24 protein-coding genes are annotated in these 23,493 nt (G+C 60.2%); 7 read left to right on the forward strand and 17 right to left on the reverse strand.

Features of this window, described 5'->3' with window-relative positions; all coding sequences use genetic code 11:
* Positions 1 to 30: 30 nt before the first annotated feature.
* From AC13Q5_RS27940 to AC13Q5_RS27990, 11 genes are all read right to left on the reverse strand, one after another.
* Positions 31 to 705, reverse strand: coding sequence for a DUF1345 domain-containing protein (locus tag AC13Q5_RS27940; RefSeq protein WP_075851722.1), 675 nt, complete (start codon positions 703 to 705; stop codon positions 31 to 33).
* 106 nt (positions 706 to 811) lie between these two features.
* Positions 812 to 1,543: an SDR family oxidoreductase gene (locus AC13Q5_RS27945; RefSeq protein ID WP_488503891.1), complete on the reverse strand. Its 732-nt coding sequence runs from the start codon at positions 1,541 to 1,543 to the stop codon at positions 812 to 814.
* 90 nt (positions 1,544 to 1,633) lie between these two features.
* Positions 1,634 to 2,794, reverse strand: coding sequence for an extracellular solute-binding protein (locus AC13Q5_RS27950; protein WP_488503892.1), 1,161 nt, complete (start codon positions 2,792 to 2,794; stop codon positions 1,634 to 1,636).
* Positions 2,794 to 3,255, reverse strand: coding sequence for a MaoC/PaaZ C-terminal domain-containing protein (locus AC13Q5_RS27955; protein ID WP_488503893.1), 462 nt, complete (start codon positions 3,253 to 3,255; stop codon positions 2,794 to 2,796). The genes AC13Q5_RS27950 and AC13Q5_RS27955 overlap by 1 nt, the downstream gene beginning before the upstream one ends.
* A gap of 3 nt (positions 3,256 to 3,258) precedes the next feature.
* On the reverse strand, positions 3,259 to 4,332 hold the full coding sequence (locus tag AC13Q5_RS27960) for a Gfo/Idh/MocA family protein (RefSeq protein WP_488503894.1): 1,074 nt from the start codon (positions 4,330 to 4,332) through the stop codon (positions 3,259 to 3,261).
* A 294-nt stretch (positions 4,333 to 4,626) separates the two neighbouring features.
* Complete coding sequence (locus tag AC13Q5_RS27965; protein WP_488503895.1) at positions 4,627 to 4,956, reverse strand: L-rhamnose mutarotase; 330 nt, start codon at positions 4,954 to 4,956, stop codon at positions 4,627 to 4,629.
* Between the two features lie 13 nt (positions 4,957 to 4,969).
* Complete coding sequence (locus AC13Q5_RS27970) at positions 4,970 to 6,082, reverse strand: mandelate racemase/muconate lactonizing enzyme family protein (protein WP_488503896.1); 1,113 nt, start codon at positions 6,080 to 6,082, stop codon at positions 4,970 to 4,972.
* Between the two features lie 11 nt (positions 6,083 to 6,093).
* Positions 6,094 to 7,191 (reverse strand): ABC transporter ATP-binding protein, encoded by a 1,098-nt coding sequence (locus AC13Q5_RS27975; protein WP_488503897.1) that lies wholly within the window; start codon positions 7,189 to 7,191, stop codon positions 6,094 to 6,096.
* Positions 7,192 to 7,196: 5 nt separating this feature from the next.
* Positions 7,197 to 8,063 carry a carbohydrate ABC transporter permease gene (locus AC13Q5_RS27980; protein WP_488503898.1) on the reverse strand — a complete coding sequence of 289 codons (867 nt, stop codon included), beginning with the start codon at positions 8,061 to 8,063 and terminating at the stop codon, positions 7,197 to 7,199.
* Positions 8,064 to 8,065: 2 nt separating this feature from the next.
* Positions 8,066 to 8,959, reverse strand: a complete 894-nt coding sequence (locus AC13Q5_RS27985) for a carbohydrate ABC transporter permease (RefSeq protein ID WP_488503899.1) — start codon at positions 8,957 to 8,959, stop codon at positions 8,066 to 8,068.
* Between the two features lie 185 nt (positions 8,960 to 9,144).
* The gene (locus tag AC13Q5_RS27990; RefSeq protein WP_488503900.1) at positions 9,145 to 10,461 is read right to left on the reverse strand and encodes a type 2 periplasmic-binding domain-containing protein; all 1,317 of its coding nucleotides are present in this window, start codon (positions 10,459 to 10,461) and stop codon (positions 9,145 to 9,147) included.
* A gap of 180 nt (positions 10,462 to 10,641) precedes the next feature.
* Between AC13Q5_RS27990 and AC13Q5_RS27995 the strand changes: the two genes are divergently transcribed.
* The 4 genes from AC13Q5_RS27995 to AC13Q5_RS28010 all read left to right on the forward strand — a co-directional run bounded on the left by AC13Q5_RS27995 (position 10,642) and on the right by AC13Q5_RS28010 (position 14,072).
* The gene (locus tag AC13Q5_RS27995; RefSeq protein ID WP_457877966.1) at positions 10,642 to 11,433 is read left to right on the forward strand and encodes an IclR family transcriptional regulator; all 792 of its coding nucleotides are present in this window, start codon (positions 10,642 to 10,644) and stop codon (positions 11,431 to 11,433) included.
* A 65-nt stretch (positions 11,434 to 11,498) separates the two neighbouring features.
* Positions 11,499 to 12,335 (forward strand): amidohydrolase family protein, encoded by an 837-nt coding sequence (locus AC13Q5_RS28000; protein WP_488503901.1) that lies wholly within the window; start codon positions 11,499 to 11,501, stop codon positions 12,333 to 12,335.
* A 32-nt stretch (positions 12,336 to 12,367) separates the two neighbouring features.
* Positions 12,368 to 12,913: a MaoC family dehydratase gene (locus tag AC13Q5_RS28005; protein ID WP_075851734.1), complete on the forward strand. Its 546-nt coding sequence runs from the start codon at positions 12,368 to 12,370 to the stop codon at positions 12,911 to 12,913.
* A gap of 1 nt (position 12,914) precedes the next feature.
* A complete protein-coding gene (locus AC13Q5_RS28010) occupies positions 12,915 to 14,072 on the forward strand; it encodes a CaiB/BaiF CoA transferase family protein (RefSeq protein ID WP_488503902.1) in 1,158 nt (385 codons plus the stop codon).
* A 329-nt stretch (positions 14,073 to 14,401) separates the two neighbouring features.
* On the opposite strand, the gene tal is transcribed toward AC13Q5_RS28010, so the two are convergent.
* Positions 14,402 to 15,367, reverse strand: coding sequence for a transaldolase (tal, locus tag AC13Q5_RS28015; RefSeq protein WP_075851736.1), 966 nt, complete (start codon positions 15,365 to 15,367; stop codon positions 14,402 to 14,404).
* A 501-nt stretch (positions 15,368 to 15,868) separates the two neighbouring features.
* Here tal and AC13Q5_RS28020 point away from each other — a divergent pair.
* Positions 15,869 to 16,858: a sugar-binding transcriptional regulator gene (locus AC13Q5_RS28020; protein ID WP_488503903.1), complete on the forward strand. Its 990-nt coding sequence runs from the start codon at positions 15,869 to 15,871 to the stop codon at positions 16,856 to 16,858.
* A gap of 233 nt (positions 16,859 to 17,091) precedes the next feature.
* On the opposite strand, the gene AC13Q5_RS28025 is transcribed toward AC13Q5_RS28020, so the two are convergent.
* Together AC13Q5_RS28025 and AC13Q5_RS28030 are read right to left on the reverse strand one after the other, a co-directional pair.
* Positions 17,092 to 17,964 (reverse strand): methylated-DNA--[protein]-cysteine S-methyltransferase, encoded by an 873-nt coding sequence (locus tag AC13Q5_RS28025; RefSeq protein ID WP_075851738.1) that lies wholly within the window; start codon positions 17,962 to 17,964, stop codon positions 17,092 to 17,094.
* Between the two features lie 111 nt (positions 17,965 to 18,075).
* The gene (locus AC13Q5_RS28030; protein WP_488503904.1) at positions 18,076 to 18,579 is read right to left on the reverse strand and encodes a DUF2244 domain-containing protein; all 504 of its coding nucleotides are present in this window, start codon (positions 18,577 to 18,579) and stop codon (positions 18,076 to 18,078) included.
* A 22-nt stretch (positions 18,580 to 18,601) separates the two neighbouring features.
* On the opposite strand from AC13Q5_RS28030, the gene nth reads away from it, so the two are divergent.
* Positions 18,602 to 19,381, forward strand: coding sequence for an endonuclease III (gene nth, locus AC13Q5_RS28035; protein ID WP_488503905.1), 780 nt, complete (start codon positions 18,602 to 18,604; stop codon positions 19,379 to 19,381).
* Between the two features lie 2 nt (positions 19,382 to 19,383).
* Here the strand turns inward: nth and AC13Q5_RS28040 are convergent, their stop codons facing one another.
* Entirely contained in the window at positions 19,384 to 20,100 is a 717-nt protein-coding gene (locus tag AC13Q5_RS28040; RefSeq protein ID WP_488503906.1) for a sulfate transporter family protein, read from the reverse strand.
* 253 nt (positions 20,101 to 20,353) lie between these two features.
* On the opposite strand from AC13Q5_RS28040, the gene AC13Q5_RS28045 reads away from it, so the two are divergent.
* Positions 20,354 to 21,205 carry a MurR/RpiR family transcriptional regulator gene (locus AC13Q5_RS28045; protein WP_075851740.1) on the forward strand — a complete coding sequence of 284 codons (852 nt, stop codon included), beginning with the start codon at positions 20,354 to 20,356 and terminating at the stop codon, positions 21,203 to 21,205.
* Between the two features lie 5 nt (positions 21,206 to 21,210).
* On the opposite strand, the gene AC13Q5_RS28050 is transcribed toward AC13Q5_RS28045, so the two are convergent.
* Entirely contained in the window at positions 21,211 to 22,794 is a 1,584-nt protein-coding gene (locus AC13Q5_RS28050; protein ID WP_488503907.1) for an FGGY-family carbohydrate kinase, read from the reverse strand.
* 20 nt (positions 22,795 to 22,814) lie between these two features.
* Positions 22,815 to 23,489, reverse strand: coding sequence for an HAD family hydrolase (locus tag AC13Q5_RS28055; protein WP_075851742.1), 675 nt, complete (start codon positions 23,487 to 23,489; stop codon positions 22,815 to 22,817).
* Positions 23,490 to 23,493: the final 4 nt, after the last annotated feature.

Raw genomic sequence — 23,493 nt, forward strand, 5'->3', positions numbered from 1 at the left:
GTATGAGCCGCAGCTGTCGAAGGGGCGGGCCTAGATCAGGCTCGCCCCGACGTTTATCGCAAGCGCCAGGATGGTCGTATTGAACAGGAACGACAGGATCGCATGCAAAAGCGCCAGCTTACGCATCGAGACCGTGGAAATGCCAATATCGGCGGTCTGCGCCGCGACACCGATGGTGAAGGAAAAATAGAGGAAGTCCCAATAAATCGGCTCTTCGACGGGCTCTGCGAATTTGAGCCCCTGCCCTTTGCCGGGAATACTGTAGAAGCGATGCGCATAGTGGATGGTGAACAGCGTATGCAGGAAGGTCCACGATATAAGGATCGTCACGATCGCCATCATCACGCGGTAGAAGGCGATTTCGGGTGAGGCATCCTTGACGCCAAGCAGATCCAGCGCAATGCCGCCGATGCTGGCAAGAGCAGCAGCGATCGACAGAAACAGGAGGAATCCATCCGAAAAATCGAGATCTGCGGAGCGCTTGCGAATCCGCTGCGGGTCCGCCGTCAGCATCCGATAGAGACTGTATATGATATAGACGACCGCCGTCGTATCCCAGGCAACCAACAGGTTGCCGGCATTGAAATCCCTGGACGTCAGAAGCAGAAAGACGGCAATGCCGGCCAGCACGGAAATCACGATGACATGATGCTTGCGCCATAACACGAGCCATCTGGAATGATGCAAATGTCCCTGCGCATCCATGCCGCTCTCCTGATCGCAAATCGTCCGTCGCAAACCGATTCGCAAACGAGAGTGGCAAATAAAAGGAGGCCTCGCAACACGAAGCCTCCGATCGCGGAAAGAACCCTCAGCCCGTCCAACCACCGTCGATGACGTGGATCTGGCCGGTCGTGAAACCTGCTTCGTCGCCGGCGAGATAGGTCACGAGGGCGGCAATCTCTTCGGCGGTCGCGATGCGGCCCATCGGCTGACGTCCAATGAAGTCCTTCATTGCCTTTTCGTAGTCGCCGGTTGCCCGCAGCCGCTCATGCAGAGAAGGGCTATCGACCGTGCCGGGGCAAATGGCGTTGGCACGAATACCCTTGGCAACGAAATCGGCGGCGATCGACTTGGTAAGGCCGATGACGGCGGCCTTGGAGGCGCAGTAGGCGAAGCGGTTGGGCACGCCTTTCACGCTGGAAGCGACCGACGACATGTTGACGATCGAGCCCTTGCCCTTTTCCAGCATGCCCGGCAGGAAGGCGCGGCAAGTCGTATACATGGCCTTGGCATTGAGGTTGAAGGAGAAATCCCAATCCTTCTCTTCGCAATCGAGGATCGTGCCGGCATGGACGAAGCCGGCGCAGTTGAAGAGCACGTCGATCGGGCCGAGCTCTTCAGCGTAGGCCTTGACCGCAGCACCGTCGAGCACATTCAGCACATGCTTGGTGGCGCCATCCAGCGTCGAGAGCGTCTGCTCGTTGATGTCGGTGGCGTAGACATGCGCGCCAAGCGAGATGAAGCGCTCCGCCGATGCTCGGCCGATGCCCTGCCCCGCCGCCGTGATGACGACCTTCTTGCCTTCCAACCCGTGACCCATAATCCTGATCCTTTCCTCGGGACTATGATCCTATCCATCCGGCCGATTGCATAGCCGGAAACTCGGATAAGATCATGCAATAACAATCAGTTAGCCCAGCCTCTCCGAAGCCTCGAAGGACTGTGCGAAGCGGCGGTTCAGCTTGTCGATGAGGACTGTATGCCGCGTGGCCGTTCGCAGTCCATCGCTAATCACCTCGGATGCGTCGCTTTGAAATGCCATGTAGCCGTCATGCCGCGGCCGCACATAGGCACCCTCCAGCGTCGCGCGCGTGTTGCGATAGAAATCGAGCGCCGGCGTATTGACCGCATCGCTGACCCAGGCGTCTGCGTGACCCGGCTGTCCGTTGCCATCAGCATAAATACCCGCCTGCACCGGCCCGCCGGCGATCCAGCGCGCAAAGGCTTTCGCCTCTTCCGGCGCCTGCGTGCGCGCCGAGACGGCAATGCCTGTGCCACCGAGCGCCGAGCCGTTCGGCGGGCGGCCGTCGATGACGGGCATATCGGCAAAGGCGATCCGCGCCGGCCTGAATCCGGCAAAGGAATAATTCACGTAGCCATAGATGAAGGGTGACGCCACATAGGGACTGTCCGCCTGCGCCATCAGGTCGAACACGGCAATCGGATCCATTTCGTAGCAGCTGATATCCATCCGCGAGACGAGCCGCGCCATCCAGTCGAGCACCGCTTCGCCATCGGCCTTCGCGATGAAATCCGGACCTTCGACGCTGCAGGGCGTGCCGAGATGCGCCGCCAGCGAGATGAAGGTCATCAGCGAATGCGGCGGCCGCATCGGCAGGATCGCCCTGCCCTCATTGGCGAGCGCGACGAACTCGGCAAGGTCCTTGACGGGCGCGCTCAGTCGATCCGGCCGGTAGGCCTGTACCTGCGTTGCCGCATCGAGCGGAAAGGCCCATTGGCGGCCCTGCCAATTGTAGCTTGGATAGGAGCGCCCGACCGTGCCGGCTGCGATCGCCGCCACTTCCTCCGCATGAGCCGCATCATCGAGCGGCAGCAGGCAGTTCTCCCGCGTGATCTGGCCGACATGCGGATGATCGATGACGATGAGGTCGTATTGCGCGGCAAGCTCTTCGACCGGAAAGGTCTCGAAATCCTGCAGCGACCGCTTTTCCCAGCTGATCTCGACGCCGGTCTGTTCCCGCCACTGCTTCGAGCAGGCGATCATCGGATCGTAGCCGCGCGGATGCGACCAGGTCATACCCCTAAGCTTGATCATGGGGAGCTTCACCATCACGCCTTCTCCGCAGTCGGCTTGCGCTCGACGATTAGGATGTGATCGGCAGCGAGTACGACTTCGTCGCGCTGGTTCAGCACTTCGCAACGCTCGACCACGCGGCCGGAGGTCGGTCGCTTCGGATCATCCTCTTTCGCCGAAATGGTGACGCGGGTGCGGATCGTATCGCCGATATGTACCGGGCGGACGAAGCGGAGCCGATCGTAACCATAGGAAAAAGCGACGGGATTGATGAGCGAGGCCGTAAGCCCGACGCCGATCGCAAAGATCATCGTGCCATGCGCAATGCGCTGACCGCCGGGCAAGGTTTTGGCGAATTCCGCGTCCATGTGATGCGGGAAGAAATCGCCGGTATGGCCGGCGTGGACAACGAAATCGGTCTCGGTGATCGTCCGTCCGGTGGTCACCCTGACATGACCGAGTTCATAGTCTTCGAAGTAGATGGTTTGTTCGGACATTCCTCAAGCCTTTGGAAGTTCGGCAATCGGCGTCGCCGGAGCGGCGCTCGACTGATAGGCGGCCTCGACGAGGGCCATGGTCTGCCAGGCATCTTCGACGGAACCGATCAGCTGCTGATCCTCGCCGGATGCGAAGCGCTGCAGGTTGGCCATGCGGTTGACGAAGGCATCCGGGAACCAGGCACCATCGAGCTTCACCTCGACCCAATCGCTGCCACCCTCGGGCCGGATCCACAGCTCGTCCGGCTCGCCGCGCGGATAGTCGAGATTGACGCCGAGTTTGACATAGGCTGCGCCCTTGGTGCCGGCGATGCGAAACTCGCAGGCCTGGAACTTGCGGCCGAAATCATGGTCGTGATTGACCGAGAGCACGCAGCGGACCTTGTCGCCATAATCGAGGATCGCCGCCGTCCGGGTCTGCGCGACATCGTGGTTGGGATGGCCGATGGTCTTGCCGTGGACCCCTTGGGGATTGCCGAGCAGCCCGCGAATGAAATCGAGATAGTGGATCGAATGCATGGCGATCTCGATACGCGGCAGGCCTTTCAGGAAAGGCCACAGACCCCAGGGCGTGGCGAGCGCCAGCCATGCATCGAAATCGACGATCTCGCCGAGATAGCCTTTGTTCACGGCATCATAGAGCGCCAGCATCATCGGCGCGAAGCGAAGCTGGAAATTGACGGCCGCCTTGATGTCGCGCTCGCGGCAGACCCGCAGAATTTCGGAGGCGCCTGTGAGGTCGCTGCCCATCGGTTTCTGGATCAGCGCGAAGGAACCACGCGGCAACTTCGACAGGATCGTGGCATGGGCCGCCGGCGGCGTCGCCAGATCGAAAATGGCGCCTTCGACGGCAAGTGCCTCTGCCTCGGATGTAAAGGCTGTGATGCCCCATCGTGCGGCGAGCGCCGCTGCTTTCTCGGCGTTCGGATCGTAAAGACCAGCGACCGGAAAGCCGCCTTGCTTGTACGCCGGTAGATGCGCGTCACCGACGATGCTGCCGGCTCCGAAGATCACGATCGGACGCGGCTTTGACGGATTCGGCCACCATTGGCGCAGGGATTTGGGATCGAAGGTCATCTCACCCTCCCATTGAGGCGGAGGGTCGGACCAAAGGTCCGGGGTGGGGTGATCTCTCCTCGCACACCGAAGGCAGTGATGTGCATCTCAAGCATCACCCCCGCCCGCGCGTTCCGAGAGCTGCCCCTCATCCGGCCTATCGGCCACCTTCTCCCCGTTTTGACGGGGAGAAGGGGATGGGCGCACTCTCCGTCGCCTCTCACCTTTGCGAGGCTCGAAAGGCTCCGCCAAGGAAGATCGTCCCCTTTCCCCGCCTGCGGGGAGAGGGTTAGGGTGAGGGGCTTATCTTGCAGGTCAGTCATGATGAAAAACCTCCTCCATCATGGCCCACCACTCACCTTGCCTGCGGGTCTCGAGCGGCTTCTGGCAGGGCATGCAGACGGACCACCATTCCTGGTTCTTCGGGCTGGCTGCCATCTTGCGCATATCGGCCTCGAAATCCGTGCCGACATATTCCCAATAGCCGAAGAGCAGGTTTTCCGGCTCCTTCAGGAAGATCGAATAGTTGGTAATGTTGCAGTCCGAGATCAGCGCCAGGATCTCGGGCCAGACGGCCGCATGAAGCGCCTTGTATTCCGCGACCTTGGCCGGCTCCAGGCCGATCACCATACCCATCCGTTGCATGGCACGTTCCTCCTCAGCCGTGGATTTCGCGCGTAAATTCGCCGATCGAGCGCGCCTTTACGGCTTCCCAATCCCAGGCGATGCCGATGCCGGGCTCGGAAGGAGCGAGCGCCTTACCGTCGACGATTTCCATGCCCTTGGTCGTCAGATCGTCGAGCTGCGGGATGTATTCGACATATTTGCCGTTCGGCACGGCACAGGTGAGGCTGACATGCAGCTCCATCAGGAAGTGCGGGCAGACCGGAATATCGAAGGCCTCGGCAGCATGCGCCACCTTCAGCCAAGGCGTGATACCGCCAATGCGGGCAACATCCACCTGCACGATCGAGCAGGCGCCTTTCTGCATATACTCACGGAAATGCCGGATCGAATACATGGATTCGCCAACCGCGATCGGCGTCGGCGTCGACCGGGTCAGTCGGATATGACCGTCGAGATCGTCGGCTGGCAGCGGCTCCTCGATCCAGGCAAGGTCCAGCTCCTTCAGGCGCGCCGCGCGGCGGATCGCCTCGTCAACGGTGAAGCCTTGATTGCAGTCAGTCATGATCTCGAAACCCGAGCCGAGCGCCAGCCGCATCGCCGCCAGCCGATCATAATCCTCCGAGCCATGCGGCTTGCCGATCTTCACCTTCGAGCCGGAAAAGCCCTTGGCCTTCGCCTGCAAGGCGTCTTCGACCAGGGCTTCCTTCTCGATATGCAGCCAGCCACCCTCGGTCGTGTAAAGCGGGCAACGATCCTTGGCGCCGCCAGCAAGCTTCCAGAGCGGCAGGTTCTGCTTCTTCGCTCGCAGGTCCCAAAGCGCTGTATCGACGGCCGCAAGCGCCAGCGCCGTGATAGGCCCAATGGTCGTCGCATGGGTAGCGAATTCCAGTTTATGCCAGATCGCCTCGATGCAATCGGCATCTTCACCGATCAAAAGCGGCACCAGATGGTCGGAGAGCAACCGCATGACGGAGGAGCCGCCGGTGCCGATCGTATAGCTGTAGCCGGTGCCGACAGCCCCGTCGCTGTCGGTGATGGTGACGATCGGCGTTTCCTGGCTGACGAAGCTCTGGATCGCATCCGTCCGCTTCACCTTCGGCGGCAGCTCGACCATCCGCAGTTCAATTTTTTCGATGCGTGCCATGGGGGTAGTCCTTAGATCGCCAGGCTCTTGCCGGTTTCGGTGGAGAACAGGTGTGCCTGGCTGAGATCGAAGCTCATCTTCAGCTGTTCGCCGCTCTTCAATGCGCGCGGATTGAGCATGCGCGTCACCCACTCACGTCCGGCAAATTCGACGAAAACGAGCGTTTCATTGCCGAGCGGTTCGGTGATGGCGACGGGCAGTGTCAGCTCGTGGACGGCAGATTCCGCGCCCGAATGCAGGCCGTGACCCGTCGGGAAGATGTCGTCGGGCCTGAGACCGAAAGCGACCTTCTCGCCTTCCCTGACCTTACCGGCAAACTGGCTCGGCAGCGGTAGACGATCACCATTCTTGAAGGTGAGCTCTCCGCCCTTCAGCGTCGCCTCCTCGATGTTCATCGGCGGCGAGCCGATGAAGCCAGCGACAAAGCGTGTGGCGGGCCGCTTGAACACTTCATCCGGCGTGCCGACCTGCTCGATATGGCCGTCGCGCATAATGACGATGCGGTCGGCCAGCGTCATGGCTTCGACCTGGTCGTGCGTGACGTAAACCACCGTCGACTGCACCTTGGCATGCAGCTTCTTGATCTCCGTGCGCATCTGCGTGCGCAGCTTGGCGTCGAGGTTCGACAGCGGCTCGTCGAAGAGGAAGACTTCGGGTTGGCGCACGATGGCGCGGCCCATGGCAACGCGCTGGCGCTGACCGCCGGAAAGCTGCGCCGGACGGCGATCCATCAGGGCTTCGAGGCTGAGGATAGCAGCGGCTTCGTTGACGCGCTTGTCGATCTCGGCCTGCGGCTGCTTGGCGATCTTCAGCGAAAAGCCCATGTTCTCGCGCACCGTCATATGCGGATAAAGCGCATAGGATTGGAACACCATGGAGATGTTGCGATCGCGCGGCGGCAGGTCGTTGACCACGGTATTGCCGATCTCGATCGTGCCGTCGGAGACGTCTTCCAGGCCGGCGATCATGCGCAGCGTCGTCGACTTGCCGCAGCCGGACGGGCCGACGAGCGCGATGAACTCCTTGTCCGCGATGTCGAGATCGATGCCGTGGACGATTTCCAGAGCGCCATAGCGCTTGACGAGTTTTTTGAGGGAAACCTGAGCCATTAAGATCAACCTTTGACCGCACCGAATGTCAGACCCGACACCAGATGCTTCTGAATGATGAAAGTGAGAGCGAGCGCCGGAATGATCATCACGACAGCAAGCGCGCACATGCCGCGCCAGTCGATGGTGAACTCGGCCGTGTAATCGAGCAAGCCCACGGGCAGCGTCTTGGAATCGACGGAGCGCGTCAGCTGCGAGGCCAAGGCATATTCATTCCAGCAGGTAAGGAAAGCGAAGATGCCGGCGGATGCGATGCCGGGGCCGGCAAGCGGGAATTCCACCTGCCAGAAGGCCTGCCAGCGCGTGCAGCCGTCGATCTGCGCGGCTTCGGCGAGATCCTTTGGCACCTGCCGGAAGAAGCCGTCGATCAACCAAATGGTGAAGGGCACGTTGAGCGCGACATAGGTAAGGATCAGGCCGAAATGCGTGTCGATAATGCCGAGCCGCGCATAGACCATGAAAAGCGGCAGCGAGAGCGCCACGCCGGGCACGGAGCGCGTCAGCATCAGCCCGAGGAACACAGCCGATTTACCCGCGAAACGGAAGCGGGCGAAGGCATAGCCGCCGGACATGCCGATGACGAGCGCAATCGCCGTCGAGGTGATGGAGATAACAAGCGAATTGCGGAAATAATCCCAGACGGGAATGCCGCCCTGCCCCACGCCGCTGAACATGGCGCGATAGGCCTCCAGCGACAGCTCCTGCGGAATCCAGACCGCCGGCTTCGCCATGATTTCCACGGTTGGCCGGAGCGAGCTGATGACGATCCAGAAGCCGGGCAGGCAGATGATGAGCATCGCGAGGAAGAGGCCGATGAGATAGGCGATGTTCCAGAGGCGGCGCTGCAGGCGTTGTTGCGCGTTGCGATCCATGATTACCACTCCGCTCCGATCTGGGTGCGGGCAAGCGCCAGCTTACGGAAGAAATAGACTGTGAAGGCGATCGAAAGAATGATCGAGACATAGGCCATGGCGTTGGCGAGACCCATCTGCGCATCGGCATAGGCGGTGCGTCCGACCAGCGTCCAGATAAGCTCCGTGCGCCGCGCCGGGCCGCCATCCGTCATGATCTTGACGATGTCGTAGGCGCGAGCGACGTCGAGCGAACGGATCGTCATGGCGATGAAGGCAAAGGGCATCAGGAACGGCCAGGTAACGTAGCGGAAGGTCTGCCAGCTGGTGCAGCCATCGACTTTGGCGGCCTCGACCGGCTCCTGCGGCATGGCGAGCAGGCCGGCAAGAATGAGGATCGCGAAGACCGAGGTCGAAGACCAGACTTCGGCGATCACGATGGAAAACAGCGCCAGATTGCCGTCGATCAGCCAGGGAATGGCGGTTTCCGTAATGCCGAGGGATTGCAGGGCATTGTTGATGATGCCGACATTGTCGTTGAACATGAACTTGAACTGGAAGCCGACGAGAACCGGCGAGAACATCATCGGGAACATCATCAGCGTGCGCAGCACGCGCTTGCCATGGGTCGCCTTGTTGACCAGCAGCGCCAGTCCGAGGCCGAGCAGCATTTCCAGATTAAGCGCGATCGTCAGCAACACGACGGTGCGAATGAAGGCGGCAAGAAACACCGGATCCGACAGGATGCGGATGTAATTGCGCAGACCGATGAAAGTGAAGAGCGTGGCCGGCCGCGTCAGGCGAAATGGCGTGAAGCTGGAATAGAAGGAAAGAAGCAGCGGAAACAGCACCACGGCCACAAGGACGATGATCGCCGGAAGAAGAAGCAGGACCGGTGGGGATATCTTTTTGAACATGGTTTGCACCTGTCGGCATTCCTCGGCAGCGTGGCCCGGACTGCTTGGAATGGATTGCTTGGGACGAGACCCGGCACAAAACCGGCAGGCCGACCAGCTCCTTGTAGCGCCGATCAAAAACCATTCTCGAAGTCAGATTACGGAAGTCCCGCGCGCTGAAGTGCGCGGGACTTCTATTCCATCGCTTAAAGGGCGCCTGCGTCCTTCAGGACATCGGTCGCCTTCTGGGCTGCGGCGTCGAGCGCCTGCTTGGAGGTCTTGTCGCCGAGGATGGCGGCTTGAAGCTCCGGATAGACGACGTTCGAGATTTCGATCCATTGCGGCGTGCGCGGAACCGGGAAAGCGTATTTCATCGATTCCTGGAAGGTGCTCAGCACTTCCTTCTTGTAAGGGTCGGAAGCGGCCTGCTGGATGTCCCATTCCCAGACAGCCTTGCGGGTCGGCAGGGTGCCGTTGGCCGCTTCGAGCTTCTGCGAGTCGTCGTTGGTCAGGAACCAGACGAGCGAAGCGGCAGCATCCTTGTGGGCGCAGGCTTCCGTCACCGAGAAGCCGTGATGGCCGGACCAGCCGGTGTGCTTGCCGGAAGATCCCACAGGCTGCACGACGACGCCGACATTGCCGGCAACCTTCGAGGATTTCGGATCGTTGAAATAGGTCGCCCAGCCCGGCCAGTCGAGATCGAGCGCGATCGAACCGGAAGCAAAGCCCGCACCGAGATCATCCCACAGATAGTTGGTCGTGCCGGCCGGAACAGCCTTGGCCTTGTACATGTTGACGAACCAGTCGAGCGCGCGCACGCCGGCTTCGGAGTTGAAGGCAGGCTTGCCATCCTTGTCGAGATATTCGCCGCCTTCCGCGACCAGCATTTCATAGAAGCGGCCGTTGATGGCCTCTTCCTTGCCGGGGAACTGCGTGCCGAAGAAATTCGGCGGGTTCGAGAAGAAGATCGCCTGGTCGGAGACCTCCTTCCAGGTCTTCGGCGGCGCCAGATCATAGCCGTACTTCGCCTTGAAAGCCGTCTTCTTGGCTTCGTCGCTATAGAGGCTCTTCTGATAGTAGAGCGCCGAAACGTCGAACTGGGCGCGCGGCAGCATGATCAGCCGGCCGTCGATGGTCGAGGCCTGAATTGTGGAATCGACAAACTGGCCGATTTCCTCCTTGGGCAACAGCTTGCCGAGGTCGGTGTAAAGGTCGGGATATTGCGGCGCGAAGGACGAATGGTTCGAGCCGACGCACCAGGAAATGCTGCCTGAGGCCATGTCCGACTTGATTTCTTTGTCGAGCTCGAAGTGGTTCTTCTTGGAGAGAATATTGACCTTGGCGCCTGTCTCCTTCTCCCACTCGGCAATACGCGCATAAAGCGGCTCGTACTGCTGGCCGCCAATCAGCTTTGCGTCGATCGTCACACCCGGAAATTTGCCAGGCAGATCGGCGGCGAAAACCGCGGTACCGGCAAGCAATGCCATCGTGCCGGCAACGAGACCGGCCTTCCAATTCCTCATCGAACTTCCTCCCTTAAGCTCGGACCTCTTGTCCGATTGCCCTCTCGACCCAAATATGGATCAATGATTTATAAGTAAACATCTTATTCATTGGCCGTCAAGCCGTGATCGCGCGCTTGTAAAATGCCTTCATTCATATATGAATGACGATTCATGTTTCTTCACATGGGGGACTTGTTGATGAGCATAGAAGACGACAGTGATCGCTACCGCGCGCCGGCGCTTGACAAGGGTCTCGACATATTGGAGCTGCTGGCGACGATCGACGGCGGCCTGACACAGGCCGAAATCGCCAAGGCGCTCAACAAGAGCCCCAACGAATTCTACCGCATGCTCGATCGCCTGGTGCGGCGCGGCTATGTGCAGCGACAGGATGGCGATCGCTTCTACCTGACGCTGAAACTCTTCGGCCTTGCACATTATCACGCGCCGGTTCGCCGCCTCGTCTCCTTCGCAACACCGCTGATGCGCGAATTCTCCAACCGCGCCGAGCAGGCCTGCCATCTGGCGATCTACGACCGCGGCTCCGTCGTCGTCATCGCCCAGCAGGACTCGCCGACCTATTGGGGCATCTCCATCCGTGTCGGCGCCCAGATCAATCTCTACAATACCGGCTCGGGCCACATTCTTCTGGCATTCAAGGATGCAAAGCAGCGCCAGATGATGATCAACGAGCAGCGACGCCAGGAGCAGGATCCGGAGGAACCGCCCACCGATCTCGAGGAGAAGCTCTCTGCAATTCGCGAAAAGGGTTTTGAGACCATGAGCAGCCTGCAGACGAGCGGCGTACACAATATTTCCGCGCCTGTCCTGGCGATGGATGGCAATGCACTGGCGGCGCTGACCTGTCCCTACATCGAGCCCGTAAACTCGAAGGCGCCGACGCGCGAACAGGTGGTCGAATATGTGCGGGAGGCGGCAAAGCAGATCTCCGAAACCGTGGCCGGCACGGTCGACAGAGCCGAGCTATAATTTTTATTTGAATAAACTATTCTTATGTGAGTATATGTTGAGCAAGCAGGTATGGGAGGAACGCCATGCTTTTCGACAGCCATCTGCACATCGTCGACCGGAAACGGCTGGCCTATCCCTGGCTGGCTGATGCCGGCGCGCTTAATCGCGACAGCCTTTACGAAGACTATGCGCGCGAAGCCAGGCGGCTTGGGATCACCGATACGCTTCACATGGAAGTCGATGTTGCCGAGAGCGATATCGAAAGGGAAACTGATTACGTCAAAGGCTTGAGCCGCGAGCCCGGCAACCTGCTGAGAGGTGCCATCGCGGCCTGCCGCCCTGAAGGCGCGGACTTCCCCGCCTATCTCGACCGCGCGCTCGCAGACCCCTTCGTCAAAGGCTTCCGCCGGGTGCTGCATGTCGTGCCGGATAATGTCTCCGAGGGCGCTCTGTTTCGCGAGAACGTGAAGCGGCTCGCGGATACCCGCCTTACCTTCGATCTCTGCGTCCTGCCGCACCAGATATCCAAGGCAATCGCACTCGTCGACCTCAATCCGAATGTCCGCTTCATCCTCGACCATTGCGGCGTGCCGGCCGTCAAGAAGCAGCTCAGCGAGGTCTGGTCCGCCGGGATATCGGACATTGCCAAGCGGCCGAACGTCACTGTGAAGATCTCCGGCGTAGTCGCCTATGCCGATCCAGACAGCTGGACGCCGGAAACGCTGCGTCCCTTCGTCGAACATTGCATCACGAGCTTTGGTTGGGATCGCGTCATCTGGGGCAGCGATTGGCCGGTCTGCACGCTCGGCGGCAATCTCTCTACCTGGGTCGCCGCCACCCATGCCCTGATGCAAGGCGTAAGCGATGGCGAACGCAATCGGCTCTACCATCTGAATGCCAAGCGCCTCTGGTCTCTCTGAGACGAGGCGCCTTTCCACCGAAAGACAATGCCATGACCGCCACCGTCGGCGTATTCAGCACCCATCCGAAGACCATGCCGGCTGACCACGCCGAGATCCCCGTCTGGAACGCGGAAAACTGGTTCTACGAGGATTTCGAGATCGGCCACAAGATCCGCTCGCTGCGACGGACGATCTCGGAGGGCGAGTCCCAGCAGTTCAATGCGCTAGTGCTCGATATGCACCCTTATGTCAGCGATCAGATCTTTGCCGAAACCGAGGGCCTGTTCGGCAAGCGGCTCGTTGCCGGCGCCTTCGTCTTTTCCGCGGGCCTCGGGCTCGTCGCCACGAACTGCGTCAACGCCTTTTCCTATGGCTATGACAAGCTGCGCTTCATCAAGCCCACCTTCATCGGCGAGACGATCTACACCATCCGCACCAATCTGGACAAGCAGCCGAAATATGCCGAGCTCGGCCTGATCCGCTCGTCTTACGAGGTCTTCAAGGGCGAAGGCGAGCTGGTGCTCTATTGCGAGCATATCCAGACCGTGCGCTACAGAAACGGCCGGCCTGCGGATGCGCCGCCGCTGAAAGTCTGACATGACCCAGAATAATGAAGAAGGCCTGCTCTCCGGCATTATCGTGCTGGATATGAGCCAGTTTCTTGCCGGCCCCATGGCCGCCCTGCGGCTCGGCGATCTCGGCGCACGTGTCATCAAGATCGAGCGGCCCGACGGCGGCGATCTCTGCCGCCGGCTTTATCTCAGCGACACGGAAATCGGCGGCGATTCCACGCTCTTTCATGCCATCAACCGCGGCAAGGAAAGCTTTGCCGTCAATATGAAGGACGAGAACGACCTTCAGGAGCTGCGCGCCCTGATCGCCAAGGCCGACGTTATCATCCAGAATTTTCGCCCCGGTGTCATCGAGCGGCTTGGCCTCGAATACGCCTCTGTTGCGGCGATCAATCCCCGTATCGTCTATGGCAGCATCACCGGATACGGTCCCGACAACGAATGGCGCCACTTGCCCGGACAGGATCTGCTGGCCCAGGCCCGCTCCGGCGTCATGTGGCTGAACGGCGAGGCCGATGATGGGCCAGTGCCCTTCGGGCTTGCCGTCGCCGACATGCTGGCCGGCAACCTCCTCGTACAGGCGATCCTCGCCGGCCTCGTGCGGCGCGGCGTGACCGGACGCGGCGTGCATGTGGAAACAAGCCTGCTGGAAGCGATGGTCGATTTCCAGTTCGAAGTGCTGACAACGCACCTCAACGACGGCGGCCGCCTGCCGCAGAAATCCGCCGTGCGCAATGCCCATGCCTATCTTGCCGCTCCCTACGGCGTTTATCGCTGCGCCGATGGCTGGCTGGCAATCGCGATGATGCCGCTCACAAAACTCGCACCGCTGCTCGACCTGCCTGCCCTTGCCGACTTCACGCCGGATGATGCCTTCCAGCGCCGTGACGAGATCAAGACCATGATCGCGAGCCGACTGCGGGAAAAGACGGCGCAGCAATGGGTCGCCCTATTGGAACCCGCCGACATCTGGGCGGCGGAAGTGCTCGACTGGCCGAAACTGCTGCAGAGCGCCGCCTTCCGCCAGCTCGACATGCTGCAGACGGTGACACGCGATGACGGTGCCTCGGTACGAACGACGGCCAGCCCGATACGTGTCAATGGCATCCGTGCCAAGAATAGCCTGGCGGCGCCGACGATTGGTGGGCAGTCGGATAAGGTCAGGGCGGAGTTTCTTCGATAGGATTTTTCATCCTAACATTACGCCCGAGATACCCCCCTCTGTCACTTCGTGACATCTCCCCCACAAGGGGGGAGATTGGTAACCCGCAGCGCTGTTGTCGCAAAACAATCGGCATCATATCCGTTGAGCGATAGGGCCTCATTTTGTGAAGCTAGCGATGCGCCCCAACGATCTCCCCCCTTGTGGGGGAGATGTCCCGAAAGGGACAGAGGGGGGCGCCATAGGCGCGGCGAACGCAAAACTCCACTCGTTTCCAAAACCCAAAAGGGCGCCGCATCCCTGCGGCGCCCTTCTCAAACAACCTTCTCCCGAAGAGAGACGCGATCTCATCAGGCTGCAGCGAGCTGCAGCTCCTTGCTGACCATGGCGCGCAGCGTGCCGAGGTCCTTGGCGAAGGCGCGGATGCCTTCGGAGAGCTTCTCGGTGGCCATTGCGTCTTCGTTCATCATCCAGCGGAAGGTCTTTTCGTCGACGGCGATCTTTTCGACGGAACCCTTGGGCTCCGGCGAGAGCTTGCGCTCCAGCTTGCCTTCATCCTTGGCAAGTTCGTCGAGCAGGTTCGGGCTGATGGTCAGGCGGTCGCAACCGGCCAGCGCTTCGATTTCGCCGGTGTTGCGGAATGAGGCGCCCATGACGATCGTCTTGATGTCGTTGGCCTTGTAGTAGTGGTAGATGTCGCGCACCGAGATGACGCCCGGATCTTCTTCAGCGGTGTAGTCCTTGCCGGTCGACTTCTTGTACCAGTCAAGGATACGGCCGACGAAGGGCGAAATCAGGAATGCCTTGGCATCGGCGCAGGCAATCGCCTGGGCCTTGCTGAAGAGCAGCGTCAGATTGCAGTCGATGCCTTCCTTCTGCAGCACTTCGGCCGCACGGATGCCTTCCCAGGTGGAGGCAAGCTTGATCAGGATGCGGTCGCGCTCGATGCCGCGCTCCTTGTAGGCGGCGATGATGCCGCGAGCCTTGGCAAGCGAAGCTTCGGTGTTGAAGGAGAGATCGGCGTCGACTTCGGTCGAGACACGGCCGGGTACGAGGCCGGAAAGCGCTGCGCCGACCGAGATGGCCAGACGGTCGGCCACCGCCGAAACGACAGCTTCAGAGGCGCCGCCCTGCTTCTTGCCCCAGGCGACAGCTTCCTTGATCGCATCGGCGAACATCGGCGTGCCGAGCGCCTTCAAGACGATGGTCGGGTTGGTGGTGCAATCCACCGGCTTCAGGCGAGCGACTGCCTCGATATCGCCGGTATCGGCCACGACCGTCGTCATGGCGCGGAGTTGATCAAGCTTGGAAGTCATAACAGGTATCCTTGTTGAATGAGGCCCATTGGGATGGGAGATGGCGGACAGCAGATCGGGTCTTTTCGTCGGGCGGGGCCGAAGGCGTCAGCCGTGCAGCCTTCCTTCTCCTATGTTTCGGTAACGGGAAAAAAAGCGCTAGAGTTCCATTTCCGGTGAACGGCCGAGCAACGAGGAGACAACCTTCCGCAAACAAGCTTTTCACCGGCACCGGGCGCCCTATATGGCTCCCTGTCCGGCCTGGCACTTGCTCGCAGCAGCACTCGCACATTGTCCTCCTCGATTGGACAGGACCGAATTCCTCAGCACCGACTATCAGCAATCTCGCATCGAAAAGTCAAGGACATTTGTGCAATTCGATTGACATAAGTTTCATGTCATAGAATATCGGCAGCAGAAGAGCCGATCTCGCCTGCTCCTGTCATCCGCTATCATTGTATCTCGCATCCATGGCGGATCATGACGTTAAACAGCGCATGCGACAATCCTGCCGGAGGACCTGTGGCCAAACTGAGACGCGGAACCCATACCGCCTATTCGGAGACCTCGTCCCTGAGGCTTCGCGCCGCCTGGCTCTATTACAACCAGGGCCTGACGCAGAAGGACGTTGCAGAGCAGCTCGGCATCAGCCGCACCACGGTCATCCGCCTGCTGGATGAGGCAATGCGCCGCGCCGAAGTGCAGATCTGGATCACCGAAGGTATCGACGACTGCGTCGAGCTGGCGATCAAGCTCGAGCGCACCTATGGGCTCGATGAAGCGATCGTCGTTCCCGAGCCGGCCGGCGGCAATGTAAATGCGCAGGCAAAGAGCGTCGGCCTGGCGCTCGGCCAGTTCCTGACTGAGGCCATCCCTGACAACTATACCATCGGCGTCGGCTGGGGCCGGACGATGACCGCTTCGCTCGCAAGCTTCCGCCCGACCCGCCGCGACAATTGCAAGGTGGTCTCCCTGCTCGGCGGCATCGTCGCCGTGCATCAAACCAACCCGATCGACTATACATGGCGCCTTGCGAGCCAGCTCGGCGCCGAATGCTACATGTTCCTGGCGCCGCTCTTAGTCGATTCCGTCGAGACCAAGCGCAATCTCATCGAAAAATGCGGGCTGGAGGCCATCTACAGGCTGGCGGAAAACCTCGATCTCGCCATCGTCAGCTGCGGCGATATCGGCCCGCAATCGACCTCACTGTCCGAAGGCTTCATCTCGAAGCGCGAGTTGGAAGAGTTGATCGAAATGGGCTGCGTCTGCGACACCATGTTCAACTTCCTCGACGCCGACGGCAATTCCGTCGATCACCCGATCAACAAGCGGGTGATGTCCGTCGATCTCGATACGCTGAAGAAAGCAAAGCACATCGTGATCTCTTCCGGCGGCGCCCACCGCGCGCAGGCGATCCGCGCCACCATCAAGCGCATCGGCTGCAATACTTTGATCACGGATGAAAGTGCTGCCAAGGCCCTGCTGCAGATGGCTATGGCGAAGGCGGCTTGAAATATGGACCTGCCGGTCTGACTGAGGGGCCGCCTCGTGGTTCGAGGCCCTGCCGTCTACGCTGCGGCTTCGACGTCAGGGCACCTCACCATGAGGCGGAGAGAGTTGTCGGCCAGGCGCAAATGATCAGACCTCATGGTGAGGCGCGGAGGTCCGCAGGACCGAAGCCTCGAACCACGAGGGCGGGTGATTAGCCGAGTAGCTTTTCAAGCGTGCGCAAACTGCGCAATCCCTCAAGTATCCCCCGATTCCCATCCCAGCATGGCTCGCTTGCGCGTCAGACCCCAGTGATAGCCCGTGAGCTGACCATTCTTCCCAAGCGCCCGGTGGCAGGGCACGACGAAGGAGATCGGGTTACGGCCGACCGCTGCGCCGACTGCCCGCATCGCTGTCGGCTGGCCGATATCTCTGGCGATGTCGGAATAAGTCACCGCACGGCCCATCGGGATCTTCAAGAGGCTCTCCCAGACACGAAGCTGGAAATCCGAGCCGATCAGCACCACCCGCAACGGCTGGTCGCTCGTCCAATTCGAGCGCTCAAAGATGCGGGCCGCGTAAGGCGCCGTCGCATGCGGATCCTCGATGAACTCGGCATTCGGCCACCGGCAGGTCATATCCGCGAAGCACGCCTTTTCATTGCCGGAATCGCTGAAGGCAAGACCCGCAAGACCACGATCCGTGACCATGATCAGGGCGAGACCGAAGGGCGAGATGTGGAACGCATAACGCATCACCAGACCGCTGCCCCTCGCCTTCCATTCACCGGGAGACATCGCCTCGTGCGTCACGAACAGATCGTGCAGCCGGCTCGGGCCGGAAAGACCGACCTCGAAGGAGGTCTCCAGGAGTGGCAGATCCTCCTTGCGCAGCAGCCGCTTGGCATGATCGAGCGTGACGGCCTGAAGGAACGCCTTCGGCGACAGACCGGCCCAGCGCGTAAACGTCTTCTGCAGCTGCGTCGGCGACTGGCCGAGCCGGTCGGCAAGCATCTCCAACGACGGCTGGTCGCGATATTCCTCGGTAATGAGCTCGATGACCTCCCGCACGGTCTCGTAATCCTGACCTTCCGGGGTGATGTCTTTCTTCAGCTGTGCGATCGCATTCATAATCTTTCTCCTTGGAAAGGAGAAAACCACGGCAAGAAGGCTAAAACCACCCGTTTCTTGCGCATATGGTCTCTCTGCGAAAATGTGATGTCGCCGACTTGGACGAGCCGCTCATATCCGCTGCGTCACGGTCGCCAACGCCCGCTTGAATGCCTTGGCAAAGCTCTCGCGATCCTCCGGATTGAGGAACGATCCGACATCGGTGTCATGGCTTCTGTCGCGGACATGCATGGAGACGACACCGATCTCGCTGTGGCGGCGAACCAGGAACCGCGTCCAGAACGGATTGAAGTCGTGCTCCACCATCCGGCCCGTCGGCGAGAATTTGCGGATAGAGACATTGGTTCGCGACACCGTCACCTCCTCGCGCACGCGCCCGGAACGATAATTCAGCCAGAAGGCACCATAGAGCAGGAAGAAATCGGCACCGAAGAAGATGCCGATCGGCCAGGCGCCGCGCGTGACGAAGAGAATGCTGTAGAAGAGACAGAAAGTGCCGGCCAGGGCCAGCATGATCTTGAACCCCTTTCGCGGCAGCGAGCGATGGGGAAACAATTCGGCGGCAAAAACCGGCCTGTTGCCGTCTGCAGCCGTATCGGCGTTGCGTTCCGTCATAGGACTTGAGTATAGGTCGTTTATGGCAAATCCAAAGATCAAATCCAGCGCCCAAACCGCGAAAAAGTCAAATGCGACCGCAGGCCGCAAGCCGGCGGCCAGGAGCCTCTATTCCAAGGCAGACCTGGAAGAGATCTTCCGGCGCTTCTCCATTCAGCGGCCGGAACCGAAGGGTGAGCTGGAGCACGTCAACCCCTTCACGCTCGTTGTCGCCGTGGCGCTATCGGCCCAGGCGACCGACGCCGGCGTCAACAAGGCGACGCGCGCCCTCTTCGCCGTCGCCGATACCCCACAGAAAATGCTCGATCTCGGCGAGGAGCGCATTCGCGAATATATCAAGACGATCGGCCTTTATCGCAACAAGGCGAAGAATGTCGTCGCGCTATCGGAAAAGCTGATTACCGATTTCGGCGGCGAGGTACCGCGGACGCGCGAGGAGTTGATAACCCTGCCCGGCGTCGGCCGAAAGACCGCGAATGTCGTGCTCTCCATGGCCTTCGGCCAGGCGACGATGGCCGTCGACACGCACATCTTCCGCATCGCCAACCGGCTGCTGCTCGCCCCCGGCAAGACGCCTGATGAAGTCGAGCAGCGGCTGATGCAGATCATCCCCGATCAATATCTCTATCACGCGCATCACTGGCTGATCCTGCATGGGCGCTACTGCTGCAAGGCGCGCAAGCCCGAATGCGAACGCTGCGTGATTGCCGACCTCTGTCGCTCGCCGGAAAAGACCTGGGACATCCCCGCTCCCTTGGTCGAATTGCCGGCGCAGATCATCGGGGCGGAAGTCTCAGGCTGAAACTATCGAAGACTCAGGTTCGCTTCCCTGTGCGAGATCAGCTTGTGCAGATGCACCATCATGCCTGCAGCAAAGAGCGGCGTCAGCAGATTGAGAATTGGGACCGCCAGAAAAGCCGCAATGACCAATCCGGCAAGAAAGACCGTGAAGGCGTGCTTGACCCGGAACTGTCGGGCGTCATCCGGTGAGCGGAAGCGCATGGCTGCGAATTCGAAGAATTCCCGACCCAGCAGATAGCCGTTCACCAGAAAAAAGGCGACGAGATTGACGCCAGGAATGAACAGCAGGAACAACGCCACAATATTGCCGACGATGACGACGCCGAGAAACCGCACAGAGCTCTTCATTGCCGCGGCGATCGGCATCGCCGTTCCCGGCGCATCGTCGGGATAGTCGCGTTTTTCTACAACTTCGGCGACATCATCGAGAAAGAGCCCGGCGATCAGGGCCGTGACCGGCGAAATCAGCAGCGCCATCGCCAACGCCAATGCGATGCCGGCGAAGACGGCAAGGAAGAGCGTAAGCCAACCCGTCCAATCCGAGGTGGACGGCATGAAGCCTTGCAGCCAGGGCAATACAAAGGAATTGAAGGCGCCTCGCAGGACGAACCAGAGCACGAGAAGTGCCAGCAATGTGAGGCCCAGAACCTTCCAGAAAACCTTGCGCGTCTCCGGCGCAAAGAGATTTTCAAAGGAGCGGCGGGCAGCAAGGCCAATCATTCGGTCTACCTCTTTTGGTGGTAATCGGACACTTAAGAAGCAGTTGCATCGATATCAATATCCCGTGCAGATATATGAATGTGTCAATTAAAAATTTGAATTATTGTAATACAGTTTGCACTAATATATTCTGTACGCCACATTAAGAACAACAACCGCAACAAGATCGGCGGCCCGATTAAAATTGAATGGCCAATTGACATAGAAATTGGCGCGTTAGAACATCGAAAAGACCATCAAAGAGGCGCGAAACTTGGAAGACCTTAGTCAGAAACTTAGACAATATATAAAGATCGGCACTCCGGCCGAACGAAGAATTGCTAAGTATTTCTCCGAGCATCTGAATGAACTACCATTCGAGACGGCTTCCTCCGTTGCCGACAGGCTGGAATTGAGTCCGATGACGGTAGGACGGTTCCTGCGGTCGCTCGGCTATCACGGTCTGGATGGGATAAAGGTGCATCTCAAGGAAAATGCGCCCAGCCTCACGTCGCAATTGCCCAATATTCTCGAACAGCTTCAAAAGGACGCAAGCGAAGGCCGGCCGCTTGCGACCCAGATTGCCGAACAAGTCGAGATGCTGCAGCATATCTACAATCTCGCCGGCCAGCCGCAATGGCACGACGCAGTCGCGACAATTCTGTCCTCCGGAAATGTCTTCATCACCTCCCATCCCAGTCTGGCGGGGATCGGCCGCTATTTCCGCGACCGCCTGACCTTTGCCCGCGACCAGGTCCTCTTCCTCGACGGCGCCAATGGCAGCTATATCGAGCTGTTCGGCGAGCCATCCGAGGATGGGCTGCTCGTTGTCATCGACTCCCCGAGCTTCGTCGCATCGCGTCTTCTGGCGCGCTCGGCTCGTCGCGCGGGCTGCAAGGTATTGCTGGTAACCGGCCAATTCACGGAATGGGCGCATGAATTCGCAAACTTCACACTGTCCCTGCCGCCGCAACGCGCCAACAGCCGCGAAAACCTTTCGGCCATAATGGCACTGCTGGAATATCTGGCAATTTCAGCCGCTCACGCGGCGGGTGAAGCGGCGGAAATGAGGACGCGCCGCATAGAAGAACTTCAAGGCATGTTCGCGCAGGCGCCGCTGCGCTAAATCGCCTACTCCATGGCATCCAGCTCCGCGCGATGGCGATACATGGCGAGGAAGCGCCGGTAGTCGCGATCGTAGAGCTCTTTCTTTCCGGCATTCGGCAGCCGTTCATGACCCCCCGGGTACATCGCGGCACCGGCTGCGCCCAGGCTTTCATGGAGACCGCAGGAGACGGAGGCGGCAATTGCAGTGCCGAGCAGTACCGTCTCGTTCATCTTCGGGATTACGACCTTGCAGCCGGTCACGTCGGAATAGAGTTCCATCAGCACGGAATTCTTCACATGGCCGCCTGCGACATGCAGCGTGTCGGGCACGTAGCCGTAATCCCGCATCCGCTCCAGGATATGGCGGATGCCGAGCGCAATGCCGACGCTGGTGCGCCAGTATAGCCGGCAAAGGCCATCGAAGGACGCATCCAGCGTCATGCCGCTGATGACGCCCAAGGCATGCGGATCGGCAAGCGGCGAGCGATTGCCGTGAAAATCGGGCAGCACATGGATGCGCCCGCCAAGGGTATCACCCTCTGCAAGCCTGAGCTCCGCGATCCGTCGGACGATACGGTCGTGCAGCGCCGCCGTCGGTGGGCCGCCGGCCGCATGCATGCTGACGATATGATCGAGCAGCGCACCCGTAGCCGACTGCCCGGCCTCGGCAAGCCACATGCCCGGGAAGACGGCCTCGTAATAAGGCCCCCACATGCCAGTGCTGCGCTTGCGCTCGCGGGCGAAAGAGACGACGCAACTCGAGGTTCCGGCAATCAGCGCCAGTTGATGCTCCAGCATGTCAGCATCGCCGGCATGGGCGGCAAGCGCCCCGAGCGCGCCCGCGTAGGCATCGATCATGCCCGCACCGACATGGCAGTTGCGATCCAGCCCCAAGGCCTCGGCCGCTTCCACCGTCAGCGTGCCGATGCTCCTGCCGACGGCGACGCTCTCCTCAGGCAAGCCGCCGCGCTCCCGCAGATCGCCAAGGCCGATCACATTGAGAAAATCGGCCTGCCAGCCCGGTTCGCGATGCGCGAGGTAGTTCCATTTCGCCACCAGTGTCGAGCGCGACCGCGCAAGCGAACCGGTTGCCTTCCAGGTCATGAAATCGGCAAGATCGAAGAAATAACCGGCCTCGGCCCAGCTTTCCGGCAGGTTCTCCTTCAACCACATCAGCTTCGGCATTTCCATTTCCGGCGACATGAAGTCCCCGGAATATTCGAGAACAGCATGGCGCGTCGCCGTGCAGTAATCCGCTTCGGCCAATGCCCGATGATCGAGCCAGACGATGGTGTCGAACCTCTTCTCGCCGCCGGTGGAAACGGTGAGCTGCCCCCCATCGCGACCGCGCACGACGAGCGAACAGGTGGCATCGAAGCCAATGGCACCGACGGCCGAGGCATTGACACCAGACGCTTTCACAGCCGCGCGAACGGCGGTGCAGACGGCAGTCCATATATCTTCGGAATCATGCTCGGCGTGGTTTTCACGCGGGCGGTTCATCAGGATCGGATGTTCGCTTTTGCCCAGCAGTGAGCCGCTCGCCGTGAAGACACCGGCGCGTGCGCTGCCTGTGCCGATATCGACCGCAACCACGTGATCACGCATGCAAAAGAGGTCCCGACCACTTATCTCATGTTGCGGACAAGTTGTATCAATTCCGGCATCGCGTCAAACACGACTTCCGGCGAAAGCTGCTCCAGCTCCGCCCGGTAACTCGGTGAATGCGCATGCGAACCACCGGTGAAGGCGAAGACCGTCATGCCGGCCGCGCGCGCCGCAGTAATGCCCGCCGGGCTGTCCTCCACGACGATGCAATCCTTCGGCGGCACGCCCATCTTTTCGGCCGCATAGAGAAAGAGATCCGGCGCGGGCTTGCCGCGTTTAACCATGCTGGCGCTGAAGATATTCGGCTCCAGTTTATCGAGAAGGCCAGTCACGCCGAGCGAAAGGCGGATGCGCTCCAGCTGGCTCGACGAGGCGACGCAGCGCGGAAGCTTGAGCACATCCAGCGTCGCTGCAATGCCGTCGATCGGCTTCAATTCATGCTTGAAGCGCTCGTAGAGATCGTTGCGGATGCGATCGAGAAATGCCTGGTCGATGAAGACATCGAACTCCGTCTGCATCGTATCGACGAGCGTCGCCAGACTCTTGCCGAGAAAGCGGCTATAGACATCCTCCTCGCTCATCTCAACGCCGACATCGTGCATCGCCTGGATAAGCACGCTGACCGACAGAGGCTCGCTATCCACAAGCACACCATCACAGTCGAAGATTACGAGCCCTTTTCCCGCACCCGTCATCACA

Source organism: Martinezella sp. CNPSo 3964 (genome assembly GCF_057784375.1).